This is a genomic window from Phenylobacterium sp. T106, assembly GCF_057219735.1.
In genome coordinates, this window is sequence record NZ_JBXVWA010000006.1 from 196,874 (window position 1) to 212,563 (window position 15,690).

At 67.5% G+C, this 15,690-nt stretch carries 16 protein-coding genes; 4 read left to right on the plus strand and 12 right to left on the minus strand.

The features are described 5' to 3' along the window. Positions 1-16: 16 nt before the first annotated feature. The 4 genes from AC2D8W_RS15370 to AC2D8W_RS15385 form a co-directional block, all read right to left on the minus strand. Positions 17-862: an alpha/beta fold hydrolase gene (locus tag AC2D8W_RS15370; RefSeq protein ID WP_484672254.1), complete on the minus strand. Its 846-nt coding sequence runs from the start codon at positions 860-862 to the stop codon at positions 17-19. A 12-nt stretch (positions 863-874) separates the two neighbouring features. Then, entirely contained in the window at positions 875-1,705 is an 831-nt protein-coding gene (locus tag AC2D8W_RS15375; protein ID WP_484672255.1) for a DODA-type extradiol aromatic ring-opening family dioxygenase, read from the minus strand. A 10-nt stretch (positions 1,706-1,715) separates the two neighbouring features. Next, complete coding sequence (locus AC2D8W_RS15380; RefSeq protein ID WP_484672256.1) at positions 1,716-1,979, minus strand: hypothetical protein; 264 nt, start codon at positions 1,977-1,979, stop codon at positions 1,716-1,718. Positions 1,980-2,236: 257 nt separating this feature from the next. Further along, complete coding sequence (locus AC2D8W_RS15385; protein ID WP_484672257.1) at positions 2,237-2,845, minus strand: TetR/AcrR family transcriptional regulator; 609 nt, start codon at positions 2,843-2,845, stop codon at positions 2,237-2,239. Between the two features lie 356 nt (positions 2,846-3,201). Between AC2D8W_RS15385 and AC2D8W_RS15390 the strand changes: the two genes are divergently transcribed. The 3 genes from AC2D8W_RS15390 (at position 3,202) to AC2D8W_RS15400 (ending at position 5,836) form a co-directional block, all read left to right on the plus strand. After that, the gene (locus AC2D8W_RS15390) at positions 3,202-4,536 is read left to right on the plus strand and encodes a spinster family MFS transporter (RefSeq protein ID WP_484672258.1); all 1,335 of its coding nucleotides are present in this window, start codon (positions 3,202-3,204) and stop codon (positions 4,534-4,536) included. Between the two features lie 84 nt (positions 4,537-4,620). Further along, the gene (locus AC2D8W_RS15395; protein ID WP_484672259.1) at positions 4,621-4,965 is read left to right on the plus strand and encodes a non-heme iron oxygenase ferredoxin subunit; all 345 of its coding nucleotides are present in this window, start codon (positions 4,621-4,623) and stop codon (positions 4,963-4,965) included. Between the two features lie 58 nt (positions 4,966-5,023). After that, the gene (locus AC2D8W_RS15400) at positions 5,024-5,836 is read left to right on the plus strand and encodes an SDR family NAD(P)-dependent oxidoreductase (protein ID WP_484672260.1); all 813 of its coding nucleotides are present in this window, start codon (positions 5,024-5,026) and stop codon (positions 5,834-5,836) included. Positions 5,837-5,920: 84 nt separating this feature from the next. Here AC2D8W_RS15400 and AC2D8W_RS15405 read toward each other — a convergent pair whose 3' ends face one another. Further along, positions 5,921-6,289 (minus strand): helix-turn-helix domain-containing protein, encoded by a 369-nt coding sequence (locus tag AC2D8W_RS15405; RefSeq protein ID WP_484672261.1) that lies wholly within the window; start codon positions 6,287-6,289, stop codon positions 5,921-5,923. A 137-nt stretch (positions 6,290-6,426) separates the two neighbouring features. On the opposite strand from AC2D8W_RS15405, the gene AC2D8W_RS15410 reads away from it, so the two are divergent. Then, on the plus strand, positions 6,427-7,854 hold the full coding sequence (locus AC2D8W_RS15410) for a helix-turn-helix domain-containing protein (RefSeq protein WP_484672262.1): 1,428 nt from the start codon (positions 6,427-6,429) through the stop codon (positions 7,852-7,854). A 501-nt stretch (positions 7,855-8,355) separates the two neighbouring features. Here the strand turns inward: AC2D8W_RS15410 and AC2D8W_RS15415 are convergent. The 7 genes from AC2D8W_RS15415 to AC2D8W_RS15445 form a co-directional block, all read right to left on the minus strand. After that, positions 8,356-9,339 (minus strand): NADPH:quinone oxidoreductase family protein, encoded by a 984-nt coding sequence (locus AC2D8W_RS15415; RefSeq protein WP_484672263.1) that lies wholly within the window; start codon positions 9,337-9,339, stop codon positions 8,356-8,358. A 1,384-nt stretch (positions 9,340-10,723) separates the two neighbouring features. Further along, positions 10,724-11,290, minus strand: a complete 567-nt coding sequence (locus AC2D8W_RS15420) for a hypothetical protein (RefSeq protein WP_484672264.1) — start codon at positions 11,288-11,290, stop codon at positions 10,724-10,726. A gap of 877 nt (positions 11,291-12,167) precedes the next feature. Then, a complete protein-coding gene (locus AC2D8W_RS15425) occupies positions 12,168-12,968 on the minus strand; it encodes an AraC family transcriptional regulator (protein ID WP_484672265.1) in 801 nt (266 codons plus the stop codon). A gap of 8 nt (positions 12,969-12,976) precedes the next feature. Next, the gene (locus AC2D8W_RS15430; RefSeq protein ID WP_484672266.1) at positions 12,977-13,402 is read right to left on the minus strand and encodes a nuclear transport factor 2 family protein; all 426 of its coding nucleotides are present in this window, start codon (positions 13,400-13,402) and stop codon (positions 12,977-12,979) included. A gap of 11 nt (positions 13,403-13,413) precedes the next feature. Continuing rightward, positions 13,414-13,926, minus strand: a complete 513-nt coding sequence (locus tag AC2D8W_RS15435) for a GNAT family N-acetyltransferase (RefSeq protein ID WP_484672267.1) — start codon at positions 13,924-13,926, stop codon at positions 13,414-13,416. A 185-nt stretch (positions 13,927-14,111) separates the two neighbouring features. Further along, positions 14,112-14,780 carry a glutathione S-transferase gene (locus tag AC2D8W_RS15440; RefSeq protein WP_484672268.1) on the minus strand — a complete coding sequence of 223 codons (669 nt, stop codon included), beginning with the start codon at positions 14,778-14,780 and terminating at the stop codon, positions 14,112-14,114. 195 nt (positions 14,781-14,975) lie between these two features. Beyond that, complete coding sequence (locus AC2D8W_RS15445) at positions 14,976-15,371, minus strand: cupin domain-containing protein (RefSeq protein ID WP_484672269.1); 396 nt, start codon at positions 15,369-15,371, stop codon at positions 14,976-14,978. Positions 15,372-15,690: the final 319 nt, after the last annotated feature.

Genomic DNA, 15,690 nt, shown 5'->3' on the forward strand with positions numbered 1-15,690 from the left:
GCGGCCGGCTGCGGTCTCATGGGATCCGGTCGATGAACGCCAGGGTCTGTTGGAGGAACTGGTCGCGCCGCTCGATCTGCACCCAGTGCCCGCACTGCCCGAAGACGTGGAGCTCCGCGTTCGGCACATGGTGGGCGATCCGGAAGCTGCATTCCGGCGGCACCATCTGGTCCTCGCGCCCATGAAGGGCCAGGGTGGGCAGCGGAATCTCCTTCAGCTTCGCCTCCGGCATGCCACGGATCGTCTGTTCCTCCCCCTCGGGCCCAGGCGGCGGGAAGAGCTTCCTGAAGGCCTCGATGCCGCCGGCGAGCTGGGTCATCTCGTGGCGCCGCTGGACCATTTCCTCTGTGACCAGAGACTTGTCGTGCGGAAACTCCTCGAGCAGGGCCCGCATGTTCTCCGGCGAGGGCTCGTAGTACCAGGCGCTCGGCGAGCTGCGCCGCACGAAATCGCCGGCCGGTGTCCCCATGAGGACCAGCCCCGCAAGGCGCTCCGGCTCGCGCATGGCCAGCGCCAGGGCGACGCTGCCGCCGAAGGAGTTGCCGACGAGCACAGGCCGCTCGAGGCCGAGCGCGTCCATGAACCCCTTCAGGTGCTGGACCCAGAGCTTGATGCTGTATTCGCCGTCTTCCGGCCGTTCCGTCAGGCCGAAGCCGACGATGTCCGGCGCGAGCACCCGATAGCGCTCAGCGAGCTGGGGCATCACCCCGTTCCAGTTCTCCCAGCCCGACACGCCCATGCCCGATCCGTGGAGCAGCACGAGCGGGCGCCCGGCGCCCTGATCGTGGAAGTTAGTTCGGAGGCCGGCGGCGACGACGGACTTGCCGAAAGCGGGGTGCTTCGCTTGCGCGAGGTCGATCATGGCGGGTCCCTTCTAAGCGGCGTGGATTTGGGCGAAGCCGAGGCCGGCGACCCACTCGGGTCCGGTCTCGTAGGCGATGACCTCTCCTGGCCGGCCGGGCAGGGCGCCCATGGCGCACACGAGATTGCGCACCTCCAGCCCGCCGTTGCCGGCCTGCTCCAGGATGTCGGCGTCCCGCAGGCGCAGGATCGCCTCGGCGTCGCTGCGCGCGATGGCGGCCAGGATGGCCTGATCGAAGTCCGGGTTGACCCGCCCCATTTCCGGCAGGCCGACCCAATGGCTGATGCCGCCAGAGCCGATCACGACCACCCGTTCGTCGTCCGGCCAGGCCTCGACGGCGGCGGCGATGGCGCCGCCCACCTCGTAGGCGCGCCGTAGCGGGATCAAGGGCTCGACGCCGCTCGCAAGGTAGACGGGCACCACGGCTTTCACGGACGCGTTCGGCAAGGCGCAGAGCCGGGCCGGAACGCCGATCGAATGGTCGACCTTCAGCGACTTAGCGGACGCCCAGTCGAAGCCGTTCGCGCGGCCGTGCTCGAGGATGTGGCGGGCTAGTGCGCGGTTGTTGGGGATCTCGCCCTGGTCCATCCCAGGGAAGCGCTCGTACGGCCCCGAGACGTCGCCGATCCCGATGAGGAAGGCCGGCAGGCACTGGGGGCCGAAGAGCACGTAGTGGTCGGCGCCGACCACGATTACCGTGGTGGCCTCCAGGCGGCCGATACGGTCGCGGATCTCCGCGTAGGCGGCGTAGGCTCGCTCCGCACTCTCGCTGCGCTTCTCGGGCGGGGTGCCGGCGAGGCCGGGTTCATGGGGCATGACGAAAGCCCCGACGATGCGGCCCATGGCCAGGCTCCTAAGTTTGCTGGGCCCGCACGCGCTCCAGATAGGCGACGCGGGACCGTTCGGGGTGGTTGGTCATCCAGAAGCCGATCAGCAGCAGTGGGCTGGCCCCGGCGTTGAGCATCGCCCCGACATCGAAGGCGCGCAGGCGATCCGCTTCCTCCGCCGTGAGGTTGTACCGCGCCAGGAAGGCGTCGGGGTCCTGGGCAAACCCCAGGCGCGCGTCCTTGCGGACGCCGAGATCGTACAGGGCAAGCTCCACTGCTTCGCAGGACATAAGAGGCATCCGGTCGTGCACGACACCATGTCCATGCAGTACTGTACGGATACGCCTCCGTATATATGTTGTCAAACGGCGCGCGCGCAGGGGCGACGCGCGGCGGCGGGCGCTGCGCCGCGTCAGCCTGCGGAGCGGGTCTGCCGAGTCAGAAGATCATGGATGCCGGTGCGCCGCGACGCTCTGGCCGGACATCGCGGGCGGCGCTTGGCGGCCGACGGCAACCCGGAATGTGCGTTCCCTCAGGGGGTGGACGACTAAGCGTCGCCGTCTTCGCCGGGCGCGCTCAGCGCCCCCACCTGGGCGTCTCTTATCAGGTCGCGACAGCGTTCCAGCACCTGCTCGCTGGCCACGTCCCGGAGCAAGGCCTCGCCCAGACTGTAGGCGTAGCCCAGGAAGGCGAGATACTCGGCTTGCTCGGCGGTCGCGCCGCCCTCCAGCATGAGGCTGCTGCTGAAGCCGACGCGTTCACGATCGACCTCCAGCACCATGCGCCGGGCCATCTTGTCCCGTCGCGCCCAGGCCCGGATCGCCAGCTCAACGCTGGCGGCGTCCTCGGACCGGCGGGTGCGGGAGGGTAGAGTGCGGAGTCGGCCGAGCTGTTCGCGTGGGCCAAGCCTTCGATCTTCCTTAATCCGATCGACGATGCGGCGAGTCTGGGTGTCCCGCCAGCGCAGGAGGATGGCCTCGAGCAGGTCCTGGCGGCTTTTGAAGTGCCAGTAGAAGCTGCCGCGGCTGACTCCGATCGAGGCGGCCAGCGGCTCGACGCGTACGGCGTCGACGCCCATGGTGACCAGCCGTTCCATGGCGGCTTCCACCCAGTCTTCCCGGGTGAGCTGCCGCTTTCCCTCGTTCTCGCTCGCCATCCCCTCACCTCCGGCTGGTCCTAGAGGCCCCGTCTGCGCGGTCCTTCGAGCTAAACGGCTTTAGGCCGGGCCGCAAATCTGATCATTCCCGCGGCGCTTCCTGTCGCGCGTAACGTGCAGGGCTTGGCGCGCGTGTCCCGTCGGCCAGCTTTCCCCGTGGCGAGGCGCCGAAGCGCAATCGCCGTGAACGCCGCTTAAACCTCTGCACCAGTCCATACGACAGTGTATTCACAGCCCGAGATACTCTGCTGCAATCAAGAAGCCAGGCGCTCCCCTCGTTCAACGATTGACGACATACAGCACCGTATGTGAGATGCCGGCCGCGCACCAGGGCGCCGTTCGTTTGGAGGTCGCCTATGGTCCAGGTCGCAGCCGCGCCGGAGGGGGCGCCGCCGCCGGTGGCGGTCACCCCGGGCTACCGCCGCTACGTTATGGGCGTGCTGTTGCTGATCTACACCCTGAACTTCCTGGATCGGCAGGTGGTCAATATTCTGGCCGAGCCGATCAAGAAGGATCTCGGGCTCGCCGACTGGCAGCTGGGGGTCCTCACCGGCCTGTCGTTCGCGGTGCTGTACAGCACCCTGGGCGTTCCGATCGCACGCTACGCCGAGCACGGACACCGCCCGCGGATCATCGCCGCCGCCGTGCTGGTCTGGAGCGCGTTCACCGTGCTCTGCGGCTTCGCCGTCAACTTCGTCCAGCTGCTGCTGGCGCGGGTCGGCGTCGGTGTGGGGGAGGCGGGTTGCACGCCGCCGGCCCATTCGCTGATCATGGACTACACGCCGCGCGACCAGCGCGCCTCGGCGATGGCCTTCTATGCCCTCGGCACCCCTCTGGGAGGGCTGCTCGGCATGGCGCTTGGGGGCATCGTCGCAGACGCCTGGGGGTGGCGCGCCGCGTTCGTGGTCGCCGGCGCGCCGGGGATCCTCGCGGCCCTGATCGCCGCCACGACGCTCCGGGAGCCGCGCGCCCTGAGGCCCCGTCCGGCCAAGGCCTCCGGCCCCACCTTCGCCGACGCCATGCGGGAACTCGCCGGCAAGCGCACCTTCTGGCTCGTCGCCTTGGGGGGCGCCGTCCAAGGCTTCATCATCTATGGCCAGACCTCCTTCACCGCCGTCTTCTTCTTCCGCAACCACGCGGCGGCCCTCGAGGCCATGGCTGGCGCTGTCGGGCTCGGGCCGGCGGGCTTCCTCGGGTTGGCGCTCGGCCTTTCGGGCGCGCTCGCCGGGATCGCCGGTGCGATCCTCGGCGGCCGGCTGAGCGACCGGTTCGCCGCGCGCGACCTGCGGGCGTTCGCCGTGCTCCCGGCGGTCTTCGCCGGTGCGGCGGCGCCGTTCTTCATCGCCGCGATGCTCTCGCCCTCCGCGGTGGTGGCCATTCTGCTGCTCGCGGCGCCCACCGGCCTCATGTCGGCCTGGTTCGGTCCGGTCTACGCGTCCATCCAGGGACTGGTGCAGCCGCACACGCGCGCCACCGCGGCGGCCGTCTTCCTCTTCATCGTCAACCTCCTCGGCCTGGGGCTTGGGCCCATGGCCCTGGGCGCGCTGAGCGACCTGCTTGCCGGTCCGTTCGGCATGGGGACCGGCGAGGGCCTGCGCTGGGCGCAGGTCGCCGCGAGTGTCAGCACGGTGTTTTCGGTGACGCTGTTCCTCTTGGCGGCGCGCTCGATCCGCCGCGACTCCGTCAGCTGAGGGCGCGCCGATCCGCCGCCGATTGACAGGCGCGGCGCGCAATCCTAGAACATACAGAACTGTATGGTAACGGGGTATTTCGACGTGTCCGGGACGTGGGTGCGGCTGATCGGGGCGGATGAGGTGAAGGAGGGTGACGGGCGGCGTGTGCAGCCTGAAGGCCTGGAGGCCGTCGCGGTGTTCCGGGTCGGCGGCGCGGTCTATGCGATCCAGGACCGCTGCACCCACGCCAAGGCTTCGCTTTCGGAAGGCTGGCTGGAGGATCATGAGATCTCCTGCCCAGTGCACGACGGACGTTTCGACATTCGTGACGGCCGCCCGTTGTGCTTCCCGGCCGCCATCGCTTTGCGCACCTTCCCCGTGCGCGAAGAGGACGGTGCGATCCATGCAGACCTCTCGGCGGCGCAGGCGGAGGAGTCGGTCCCGTGACCCCTAAGGCCTCGAGCGCTGGACCCAACCGGACGCGATCGGTGCGAAGGTCGCCGCCGTGAGCGGCTGGCTGGACGGCGATGTGGCCCTGGTCACCGGAGCCGCCAGCGGCATCGGCCGCGCCGTGGTGTCGCGATACCTGGACGAGGGCGCGAAGGGGGTCGTGGCGGTGGACCGGGACGCCGACGCCCTGGCCGACCTCGCGTCGGCGTTCGGTGTTGCGGTGCGGATTGTCCGGGGCGACGTGACGGAGCCGGCGACCCACGCCGCAGCGGTGTCGGCGGCGGAGCAGGCGTTCGGCGGTCTGGACGTGGCGGTCGGCAATGCCGGCGTCTTCGACTTTCATCGTCCCCTGGACCGGTACGAACCCGACGAGCTGATCGCGGCGATGGACGAGATCTTCGCCGTCAACGTGCGGGGCTACCTGCTGCTCGCCCAGGCGGCCTATCCGGTGCTGCGGCGGCGTCGCGGCGGACTCATCTTCACCGCGTCGGTCGCCAGCGTGCAGGCTGGCGGCGGTGGGGTGCTCTACACAGCTTCCAAGCACGCGGTGCTCGGCGTTATCCGCCGCCTGGCCCTGGAATTCGCGCCCGAGGTGCGCGTCAACGGGGTCGGCCCCGGCGGAACCATCACCCAACTGCGCGGGGCTGCCAGCCTTGGCCATCAAGCCCGCTCCCTCGGGGCCGATCCCGACGCTTTGGCGGCACAGATCGCCCCGACGAATCCCCTGCGCCTCGCCCAGGCGCCGGAGGACCACGCCGGACTCTACGTGCTGCTCGCCAGCCGTCAGGACTCCCGCGCGATCACGGGTGAGCTGCTGATGAGCGACGGCGGCCTCGGCGTGCGGCCGATCCTGCCGATCGTAGACTGAGCGCGCCGCAGCCGCCTGGAGGGGCTGATGACGCCTTCGCTCCGCAGCGGCGAAGAGCGGCGCGCGAGACCTGATCGGATGAGCTCAGCTCCTGGCGATCTGGGAACGCGCCGAAGCGACACCTAGGCTCTCGAGCACCTCCTTCACGCCGCCAAGCTCCGCCTCGAGTTTGGAGCGACGAGCCTCGACCAAACGCGTCGCCATCTGACGTTGCGCCTCATCGGCGCAATCCAGCACGGCTCGGATATCGGGCAGGGAGAGGCCTGCCTTGCGGAGTAGGACGATCCAGTCCAGCCGGGCGCGCGCCCTGGCATCGTAGAATCGGGAGTTGAGGCGATCTCGCCCGGCCTGGATGAGGCCGCGCTCCTCGTAGAACCGCAGCGCCCGGGCCGTGAACCCATAGATCCGCATCGCGCCGGAGATGCCCAGGCGCGGCATGTGGTGGACAGTCATGGGGGGCTCCTTCGTTCTCCCGTTCGCAAATGACACAAGCGGGGATGACGCGGAGGAGAGCGGCGTTATCTTGTCGATACAAGCGAGATCATGCCAAGTCTTGGCAGGGACGGGAGCGATTTTGTGAAACTGCAAACATGAGGCGGAAGCTTTTTGTGGGTCCGAAGGTGCGCACCCTGCGGGAGCGGCAAGGCCTAAAGCTCCAGACGTGCGCTCGGCGGCTTGGGATTTCCGTGAGCTATCTTTCGCAGATCGAAGCCAACAAGCGGCCAGTCACCGACCGCGTGCTCGGCCGCCTTTTGCAGATGCTGGAGGCAAACCTCGAAGACTTCGCCTCCGACACCAGCGACCGGCTCATGTCCGATCTCCGGGAAGCGATGGCGGAGGCTGGGCCGGGAGAAGCGCCTGTCTCTCTGGCGCAAGTCCGCCAGGTCGTTCTCAGCTCGCCAGGCGTTGCCCATCGTCTCCTGGAACTGCACCGGGAGAACAACCGCTTGCGAGAGCGGTTGCTGTTGGCCGACCAGGCCGTTGCTCTCGATGAGATCGCCGCGGCGAGCTCGCTTCTGCCGTACGAAGAAGTTCGCGACTTTTTCTACTTCCGCGACAACTACATCGATCAGCTTGATCGAGCAGCAGAGGAGCTAGCCCGCCACGTAGGCGCTGGCGTGGATGATCGTTCCCATATCGGCGTCGAGATGTACGTGCGCGAAAGACTTGGTCTTAACGTGCGGCAGAAGCGGATGGGAGACCTCTTGAGGCGGTACGACTCGGCCGCAAGCGAGTTGTGGCTGAACTCCAACTTGCCGCCGGCGTCCCGGTCCTTCCAACTCGCCTATCATCTCACCTCCGTGCTGCTGGCCGACATCATCGAGCGGGAACTCGACGGTGCGCGCTTCCGGACTCCCGAAGCCGTCGATGTCTGTCGCGTCGGGCTCAGCAACTATGCGGCTGGCGCTCTGCTGATGCCCTACCGCCGTTTCCGCGAGGCTGCGCGGGAACACCGTCACGACGTGGAGCGCCTGTGCGGCCTGTTCGGGACGAGCGTGGAGCAGGTTTGCCACCGCTTGAGCACCCTTCAGCGCCCTGGCGACCGCGGTATTCCGATCTACTTCGTCCGTCTCGACTACGCGGGCAACATCACCAAGCGACATAGCGCGACACGGTTCCGCTTCGCCCGCTTCGGCGGGGCGTGCCCGCTCTGGAACGTTCATGAGGCGGTAGGCGCGCCAGACAGGTTCCTGGTTCAGCTGGCGGAAATGCCCGACGGCGTGCGCTATCTCTGCGTGGCACGGGCCATCGTAAAGAAATCAGACAGTTATTTGGCGCCTGAGCAGCGGTACGTCATCGGATTCGGGTGCGAGCGCGAGCATGCGCGAGAGTTCGTGTACTCTGCGGGCATCGATCTCGAAGGGCCTCTGGCGCGGATCGGCGTAAGCTGCCGGATCTGTGAGCGCGACGCCTGCCCTCAACGGGCGTTTCCCCCTGTGGACCAAGCCATCCGGGTGCCCACTGACGAACGAAGGGTGGTGCCGTTCGAGCTGCGCCGGCCTGAGCGGCCCGGCTGAACCTCGCCGCCCAGCTGTTGGACACGGCCGTCGTGATCGAAGCGGCGACGCGGGCCGAGGCCGCCGGCGCCCGGAGGTCGTGCATGGGCGCGGCTTGGCGGGCCTCAAGGATCGGGACCTACCGAAGGTCTGCGCGATTGTCGCCGGCGTGAATGCGCAGCGTCTGCAGACCTGCTGATGGGCGGTCAGGCCGCGGCCCTGCGGGATGTTCGGCGCGACTATTGCAACCACAACCTCGACTCGGACTGCGGCGTGTAACTCCGCGCCCTGCTCAGGACAGAGCCGCCGCTCGCGTGGGGCGAGCCAGGCCGCTGGTTCGCAACATTCCGGACGAGGGAGCGCCCCGCGCTGAGTCCAGTGCTGACCCGATCAATTTCCCATTTCGATTATTCTGGGATCTCGGTTCTGAGTCTTCAGAGCGGCCGCTGCTGAGTTGAGGAAATCTCGCGGAATTTCAGAGCCAGCTCATCCGCGCCGATCTTAACTGCACGGCGCGCGCAGTCAGTCTCTCACCTTGACCACGGTCTTGCCGGTTGTCCGCCCAGCTTCGACCGCCGCGATCGCATCCGGATACTGCTCGAAGGGTAGCTCTGCCCCGATCACCGGGCGCAAGGCGCCGGCCCTCAGCGCCTGATGGAGGTCGGCATGGATCTCCGCCAGCAGCTCCGGCTCCTTATCCTGCGACCAGTAGACCCCGACCGTCGTGATCGCCTGCACGAGGAGGCGGTTTGCGCGCAGGGTGGGGAACTCGCCCGAGGCGAACCCAACAATCGCGTGCCGGCCGCGCCATTTCAGCAGCCGCATCGCCGCCTCCGCCCGCGATCCCCCGACCGGATCGACGAGGATGTCCACCGCCGGTAAGTCGAAATGGGCGCGAATGGTGTCGGTCCAGCCGTCGCCGCCGTAGTCGACCGTCAGGTCCGCCCCGAGGCTGCGGGCCAGCTCCAGCTTGGCAGCTGAACTGGCGGCGGCGATCACCGTCGCTCCCTTCCATTTGGCGAGCTGAATAGCCGCCGTGCCCACACCGCCGCTCGCGGCGAGCACGAGGACGACGTCGCCCGCCTGTGGAGGGCGTGCGTGGAAGAGAGCGATGTGAGCGGTGGGAAACACCACCGGGATAGCCGCGGCTTCGCTGTCGCCGATGTTGTCGGGGACGCGCCGCAGGTGCTCGGATCGGACGACGGCGAACTCCGCCGCCGCGCCGTGCGGGACATTGGCCATCACGCGCTGGCCGAGCCACCCCCGGTCGTCGGAACCGGCCTCGACCACGCGGCCGGCGAGTTCGGGGCCCGGCGTCCAGGGCGGCGTCGTGCGGACTTGGTACTTCCCGCGCAGGCTGAGGCCGTCGGCGTAGTTCACCCCGATGCGGCTGACCTCCACGAGGACTTCACCAGGACCGGGCGTGGGGACGCCGATCTCCTCGAGCCGCAGCGCCGATGGCTCGCCGACCTCATTCATCCTCCAGGCCTGCATCGTTCGGCTCATGGGTGCTGCGCCCTTGGCTGGGTATTGTCCTGGGTACGTACATTGCTGTCTGTAAACCGACCTGGACATGAGCGCCAGTAGGGAGAAGATACGCAAAGACGGCGTTTAGCTTCGGCTATACATAACCATACAAAACTGTATGTTCAGGCCGCCTGTCGCCGGTTCCTTCCAGTTCTCGCGGTCAGGCCCGGACCGCGCTCGGGATTTGCAACCCGGCGCGGTTCCGTCGAAACGGCCCGCCGCAGCCTCCTCCCCATGCGGCGACCTGGAGGGCCGGGCTTCAGCCTGTCCGGCCCTCCGCATTTCAAGTGCCGTTTCCCGGCAGCGGCCACGCTTCGTACAGGGGCTGCAGCGCACGCCGGCAGCGTTCGCGGCTGATCGTTCAGCGGATCCTCGCCGGCCGCCGATCCTTGATCTCAGGAATGTTCCTCACACACAGGCGCAGGAGACGTCTCCGGTTCGGACCGGCAATGCCGATTGCCGCGGCCGCCTCGCGCGGTGCTCCGCAAACTCCGTGACCACGTTGCGGAGGTGGCGTCTAGCGCAGCGGATCACTGAGGATGGTCCTCGGCTTGGCCAATTGCATCGTGCCTGCGGCGGGGAAGGCCTTCCCCTCCGGCCGAGCCCAGTCTCGGCCGACCCCTTCGAGCCGGGGGCTCGCCCCCGCAACGCCCCGCAAAAGGAGGAAGAGGAGGAGGAGGGAGGCCGGGCCGTGCGGCTCGATCGAGCCGCCGTTATCGCCCATTGGATGAGCGAGCTCATGGATGTGCTGGATGCTTCGGGAGCTCAGGATCGGTTCCGTCGTGCGGATCCTGCGTCGTTGCCCGTGATGGCCGGCAGTATCCTCGTTGTTAAACGGCTGAAGTCAGGGCCCGAGGTAGCTGTGCGCCGCTGTGGACAGCCTTACCCTGGCGGGGCCGAGGGTGTCCGACATCCTCAAGGCGCATCGGTCTGCAGCCCTCTACGTCCGCTTTGCCGTCGCCTGTCAGCTGCGCGATGCCGAGCAAGGCGATATTCTCAGCCGCCCCGCGGGAGGCGGTCTCCGCTCAGATCGGTTGAGCGTTCCGTTGGCAGGCCGGCTCCGATCGCTCAGACCGCCTGCTCGTGAAGCGTGTGGGCCATCCGCGCGCGGAGGTGATCAACCACGCTCAGCAGCTCATTCGGCGACAACGTCCAACACGGCTCCGGAGTAGAGAGCGGATGGTCTCCCGTGTCGTCGTCGGCCAACGCCAGCCGTCGCCGATATGCGGGAGCTCGATCAGCATTCCTCGAACCCCCCTATTCGGTGACAAATGACGGAGTCGCACTACCTCGCAGGTCGATGCGCCTGGTCGGCCGAGGCTGGCGCAGAGTGGATGCCACGCCCGCGGCAGACCGCACGCGGCTATGGCGCGTGGCCGGCGCGATCGACGGAGCCCCAGAGGTAGAAGGAGGGCGCGCCCTCCGCCAACCCGGATCTGTAGAGGCCGACGCCCCGGACGTCAGGGCAGCTTGCGGACTGCAGGGCTTGAGCGGCGTCCAGCAGAGCGGCGGAGGATAAGGACCGGCCGTTAACGGTTTGGATGAAAACGGGTTTGAGCATTGCGCCCCTCGCGCCGAAGCCGATGAGGGCGATGTGAGTGGCATCGAGTTCGAAGTGCGGGAGGGCTTCAGGCCAGAGCCGCCAAGGGGTCTGCCAATCGCCCGTGCTGGAGCGGAGCATGCGGATCGGCAGGTCGGGTCGATGTTTGGCGCGCTCCGCGGCCGTTAGAGCTTCGGACCCGAGGCGTTCGGCGCGGTCCCGCAACACGGCGGTGGGCGCCCGGTAATAAATCGCCGTGCGGCTGCCGGAGAGGAGCCAATCTCCGTCGGGGCCGCGCTCGTCGAAAAGCACTTCGTGCTGATCCGCCACGAGGACCCGGATTGGCCGCGGATCCGGGCTCAGGCGAAGGAGGGTTCCAGGCTCGTGCATGAGACGGTCTTGTCCGGCTGTCGTACGCGCGCGGCGCAACGCCCCGCTCTAACGGCCGCGGCCCTGCAATGACAAGCACGCTCGGACGACAGCGCGTCTGGCGGGCAGCGGGTGGCGCCTCGCACTGGGCGTCGAGACAGGCGAGGTAGGGGTGCGTCCGATGCGTTCTCGTTGCGTCCCTTCAATCATCGCTCACGGTTAAGCCTGGATCCGCCTGCTGGTCGCGATCGCGCGATCGCCGCAGCACGGCCCGCATCGGGTCTCGCGAAGGCTGCGCGCGCTCCGCGCGTCCCTGGCGGTAGTCGGGGTGCTGCAGCACGGCTCGCATCTGGTCGATGGGCGTCGCAAGGCTCCGGGTGAAGTGGGCCTCAGGCGCTTAGCAGCGCGAAGGCGACGGCGAGCCCATACAGCACCCACCCTTTGCTACAGCCTGCGCAAACTCCTCGCCGCCCATGCATGCTCCTGTCGTCAAGGGAGCCCACGATTAGAGACGGATCCAACAACCGTTCATGGCGGCGGCGACAGTCTCGCCCAACATGCCGAAGACAATGCCTGTGCGTTGGAGCGGTCACAATCCTGAGCCCGTGAGTGCGCGGTCAGCCCTAACTTTCGAACTCCCTACGGCCTGCGAGATTGGGCACGGCGACTTCCTGGGCCAGAGCACGCCGCCAGGCGCCACGACAGGCGAGCGGGAGACACGCTCGCTGTATCCATCGTAACCGAGATCCACGGGCGTTCGCTCGACGGCCGGCTTTGTGCGGGCGCTCGCGAGCGATCGGCGCGGCGAACGAGTCCGGCCGACCAATGTCGCCCCCGGGGCATGCTGAACGCCAGAGGCGCGCAAGGGGCTCGCTCCGCGACTTACGGGTCAGGGCCGCTAGGCGACGACCGTGCGATATCGGCCGGGCGTGACGCCGACCTGCTGCAGGAACACGCGATTGAGGTGGCTCTGGTCGGAGAATCCGGCGGCGAGAGCCACGTCGGCCGGCGGTTGACCGCGCGCGAGCAGCCGGCGTGCAAGCCTCACTCGAAGCTGCGTCTGATAGGCATGCGGCGAGATGCCGAGCTCGCGGACGAAGCTTCGAAGCAGCTGGAACCGGCTAAGGCCTTCGAGTTCGGCGAGTTCTCCAAGGCTGACCTCGCTGGCGGGGTCTCCTTCGAGCCGCGCAAGCGCTCGCCCGATCCGACCGCACGTTTCTGCGGCCTCTCGGCGCCGAACGGCATAGCGGGATTGAATAAGGGCGAACATCCGCGCCAGGCTCTCCTCGAGCGCCAGAACGCTGCTGCTCTGCGTGACCTTCGCTCGGGCGATCAACGCCAAGACCGCCTCGCGCAATTGCCGATCACGGATGACGGGCTCGGAAATCTCCGGCGCGGCGCCATCGGCGAGCGCTGTCGCCGACGGACTTAGGTAGATCATCCGCCACGCTCGGCTCTGCCCGTGTTGTGGCGCGCCGTCGTGCATCTCGCCGGGATTGGTCGTGATGACGTCGCCGGCCACCGCCTCGACCGGACCCCGCCCGCTCCATGAGCGTTGCGCTCCCGCAATGAGCACCCCCACGCCGACTTGGTCATGAGCATGCCGCGGGAACGAGCGCCCTGAGACGAGGTGCGCCACTTCGAGGCCGCGGATCGAGGAGGGGTGAATGACCGCAGAATGAAGCTCTTGTTTCGGCATGTCTCCGCCTACCGTATGAGCCGCTCTACGGCGACGATGTTCACGATCTTTCCGTTTCGGACTTGATAGACGGTGATCTCATCAGCTGTGCGTCCATCGGCAAGGCCGGTGACGCGATCATAGCAGACGACCTTGTCGCCCAAGGTGATGAGGTGGACGATCTCCACCTTGAGGCCGGGGTTGGCCGCGAAGGATTTGACATAGGCCTCGCGGTAACGCTGAACGCCTTCCCCCCGTAATTCGGCAGGAAACCGGTACTTGCGGATATCCGGTGCGTAGAAAGCCAAGAACGCGTCGACGTCGTTGCGGCTGGCCGCATCGGCGTAGGCGCGGACGACCGCCTCGGGAGAGGTCTCGGCGCCCGGCTGAGCTTGGACTGGCGCCGCGGCCATGCAGACGGCGGTCGCGAGGGCTGAGGTGACGATGCGGAGCATTTCCGGGGTTCTCAAGATGGGAGCGCTGCGGCGGCTCTTCTGCCGCGGGAGAGCACGACCGACGCCTGCGCCTGACGTGCCGGGATGGACCAATAGGCGGCGAGAAGCTTGGGCGCTTCTTGGGTCTCTGACCGCTTAAAGCCGTGGCGCTCGTAGAAGCGGAGCGCCCAGTCGGCCGCGGCCCAGGTGCCGACCAGCGTGGGCTTGACCGCGCCCTTACAGGTATGCTCGAGCAGACGGCCGCCGATCCCTGCGCCCTGGACGGCGGGCACGACATAGGCGTGCCGGATGAGCACAACATCGCCGCGGTCCTGAACGCCCATGACCCCGCAAAGGCGATCGTCGGCCCAGACGCCCGAAAACGAGACGCCGGCGTCAATCTCCTGCTGGAGGTAGTCGGCGAGCATGTAGGGCCACCGCCAGCAGTCCTTGGGGATCACCCCTTCGTACCTGCGGGCCGCTTCGTTGATGACGCTGAGGATCGCTGGTCGGTCTTCTGGAAGACATGAGCGCGGGCTCTGCATAGCGGTCTCCTTTCTCAGGATCCGAGCATCGCGTGGCGTGGGCCGGCCGTATTGAACGATATTGCAGGCGCACGTCCCGCCGGAGCGACGCGCTGGCCTGAGCACCCGAGACCGCCGTCTTGCTACGCAGTACGGGCTCAGCCGCTCAGCGCGGCGCCTCGCTGCCTTGAGCTGCTACGCGCTTGTCAGACAGCATAGGCGTACGGTCCGCCGCGAGCTAGGGCACGCAGGTAGGCCGGGCGAGCGTGGATCCTGGCCAGGAAGGCGCCAAGCTGCGGCCGAGCGCGCAGCGCTTGGCCCCGGGCGGCGCCGGCTTCAACGGGGAAACTCATCATGATGTCCGCTGCCGAGAACCGCGCTCCTGCAAACCACTCCGAGCGCGTGAGCTCGGCTTCCCAGAAATCGAATAGACTGGCGAGCTGAGGATCGATGAAGCCGGCCTGCGCCCGCGCTGCGATCGCTTTCACCAGAGGACGCAGCGGGGCGGGTGATGAACTCGGCATGCGTCTCATAACCAGCTTCAGAAGCAGCGGCGGCATCGCCGACCCTTCGGCGTGGTGCAACCAGAACCGCATCCGGTTGTACTCGGCCGTAGCAGGCGGTGGACAGAGGTCGGTCGACCCATGACGCTCAAGAAGCCAGTCGAAGATGGCGCCGGTTTCGGCAATGGTCTCGCTGTCCGTGCTGATTACCGGCGATTTGCCGAGCGGGTGAACCGCCTTGAGTTCCGGCGGCGCGAGTAAGGTCTTCTTGTCGCGAGCATATCGGATGACCTCATAGGTCAGGCCAAGCTCCTCCAGCAGCCAGAGCACGCGCTGCGACCGGGAGTCCTCAAGGTGATGAACGTACAGCATCGAAGCCTCAATTCTCGTTCAAGGTCTAAGTCGCCGGGAGACGGGCTTCCGCGCCGGCGATTGTTGCGGAGGTGGGCGCTCGACAGCAGGGCGTTCCGATCGGCGCTCGGAGCGCGAGGCCAAGGTTCCGCTTCGAGACGCGCGTTGCGCCGTCGAAGCTGACGATGCACCGCGCGGCCCTGCCCATGCGGGACCCTACCTTGGTCGATGTTCGGTGCCTTGGCCCACAGTGATGAAGATGCACGTGGCTTGGGCGCCCTCTTCGACATCGAAGGTGTGCCAAACCCCTTCGGGGTTCACCGCGTAGTCTCCCTCAGCCAAAACAACCCGGCGCTCGCCGGCCTCTTCCGATGCCTGGATCAGCGTGAGCTGCCCCCTGACGCAGATCACGACCTCGGCGCCGTGCGGATGCCGCTCCCAGGCATCCCAACTCTGCGAGAAGTCGAACTGCGATACGAGGCGGCCCTCCACCCCATCCCCGCCCCTGCGATGGGCGTAGTCGTGAAACCAGTCAGGGCCAGTAAACGGCGGCTCGACGTAGGAACGCGCGCCGCGTCCGAGATGAATAGGTTGTTCGGCAAGCTTCGGCATACTGGAACCTCTGTGATCGGCGCGCTCGAGACCGATGGACCAGTCCCCACCGTAGGGGGTAGAATTTACGTTGTAAAAGGATTCTTGCGGCGGTTCTTTGCCGCCGGCTCACAGCTCCGGCGTCCGGAGGGCGTGCCTCCCTTAGGAGGCGGCAAACCGTCGCCCGGACAGCCTATCGGCGGAACGACGTTGCCCGAACCCCGTTCCGGCGCTCCCCCGATGCGGGGCGATAGCCACCGGGTCGCGGAGCATCCAGGGATGCAAATCTGAAGCTACGCTATACGGTGGCACACGATCCATTGAGAGTTGCCGGGGGGGA

Excerpts from the sequence above, each read along its gene's own strand:
- AC2D8W_RS15370 (WP_484672254.1), bottom strand. The coding sequence starts at position 862 with ATGATCGACCTCGCGCAAGCGAAGCACCCCGCTTTCGGCAAGTCCGTC.
- AC2D8W_RS15375 (WP_484672255.1), bottom strand. The coding sequence starts at position 1,705 with ATGGGCCGCATCGTCGGGGCTTTCGTCATGCCCCATGAACCCGGCCTC.
- AC2D8W_RS15380 (WP_484672256.1), bottom strand. The coding sequence starts at position 1,979 with ATGTCCTGCGAAGCAGTGGAGCTTGCCCTGTACGATCTCGGCGTCCGC.
- AC2D8W_RS15385 (WP_484672257.1), bottom strand. The coding sequence starts at position 2,845 with ATGGCGAGCGAGAACGAGGGAAAGCGGCAGCTCACCCGGGAAGACTGG.
- AC2D8W_RS15390 (WP_484672258.1), top strand. The coding sequence starts at position 3,202 with ATGGTCCAGGTCGCAGCCGCGCCGGAGGGGGCGCCGCCGCCGGTGGCG.
- AC2D8W_RS15405 (WP_484672261.1), bottom strand. The coding sequence starts at position 6,289 with ATGACTGTCCACCACATGCCGCGCCTGGGCATCTCCGGCGCGATGCGG.
- AC2D8W_RS15410 (WP_484672262.1), top strand. The coding sequence starts at position 6,427 with ATGAGGCGGAAGCTTTTTGTGGGTCCGAAGGTGCGCACCCTGCGGGAG.
- AC2D8W_RS15415 (WP_484672263.1), bottom strand. The coding sequence starts at position 9,339 with ATGAGCCGAACGATGCAGGCCTGGAGGATGAATGAGGTCGGCGAGCCA.
- AC2D8W_RS15420 (WP_484672264.1), bottom strand. The coding sequence starts at position 11,290 with ATGCACGAGCCTGGAACCCTCCTTCGCCTGAGCCCGGATCCGCGGCCA.
- AC2D8W_RS15425 (WP_484672265.1), bottom strand. The coding sequence starts at position 12,968 with ATGCCGAAACAAGAGCTTCATTCTGCGGTCATTCACCCCTCCTCGATC.
- AC2D8W_RS15430 (WP_484672266.1), bottom strand. The coding sequence starts at position 13,402 with ATGCTCCGCATCGTCACCTCAGCCCTCGCGACCGCCGTCTGCATGGCC.
- AC2D8W_RS15435 (WP_484672267.1), bottom strand. The coding sequence starts at position 13,926 with ATGCAGAGCCCGCGCTCATGTCTTCCAGAAGACCGACCAGCGATCCTC.
- AC2D8W_RS15440 (WP_484672268.1), bottom strand. The coding sequence starts at position 14,780 with ATGCTGTACGTTCATCACCTTGAGGACTCCCGGTCGCAGCGCGTGCTC.
- AC2D8W_RS15445 (WP_484672269.1), bottom strand. The coding sequence starts at position 15,371 with ATGCCGAAGCTTGCCGAACAACCTATTCATCTCGGACGCGGCGCGCGT.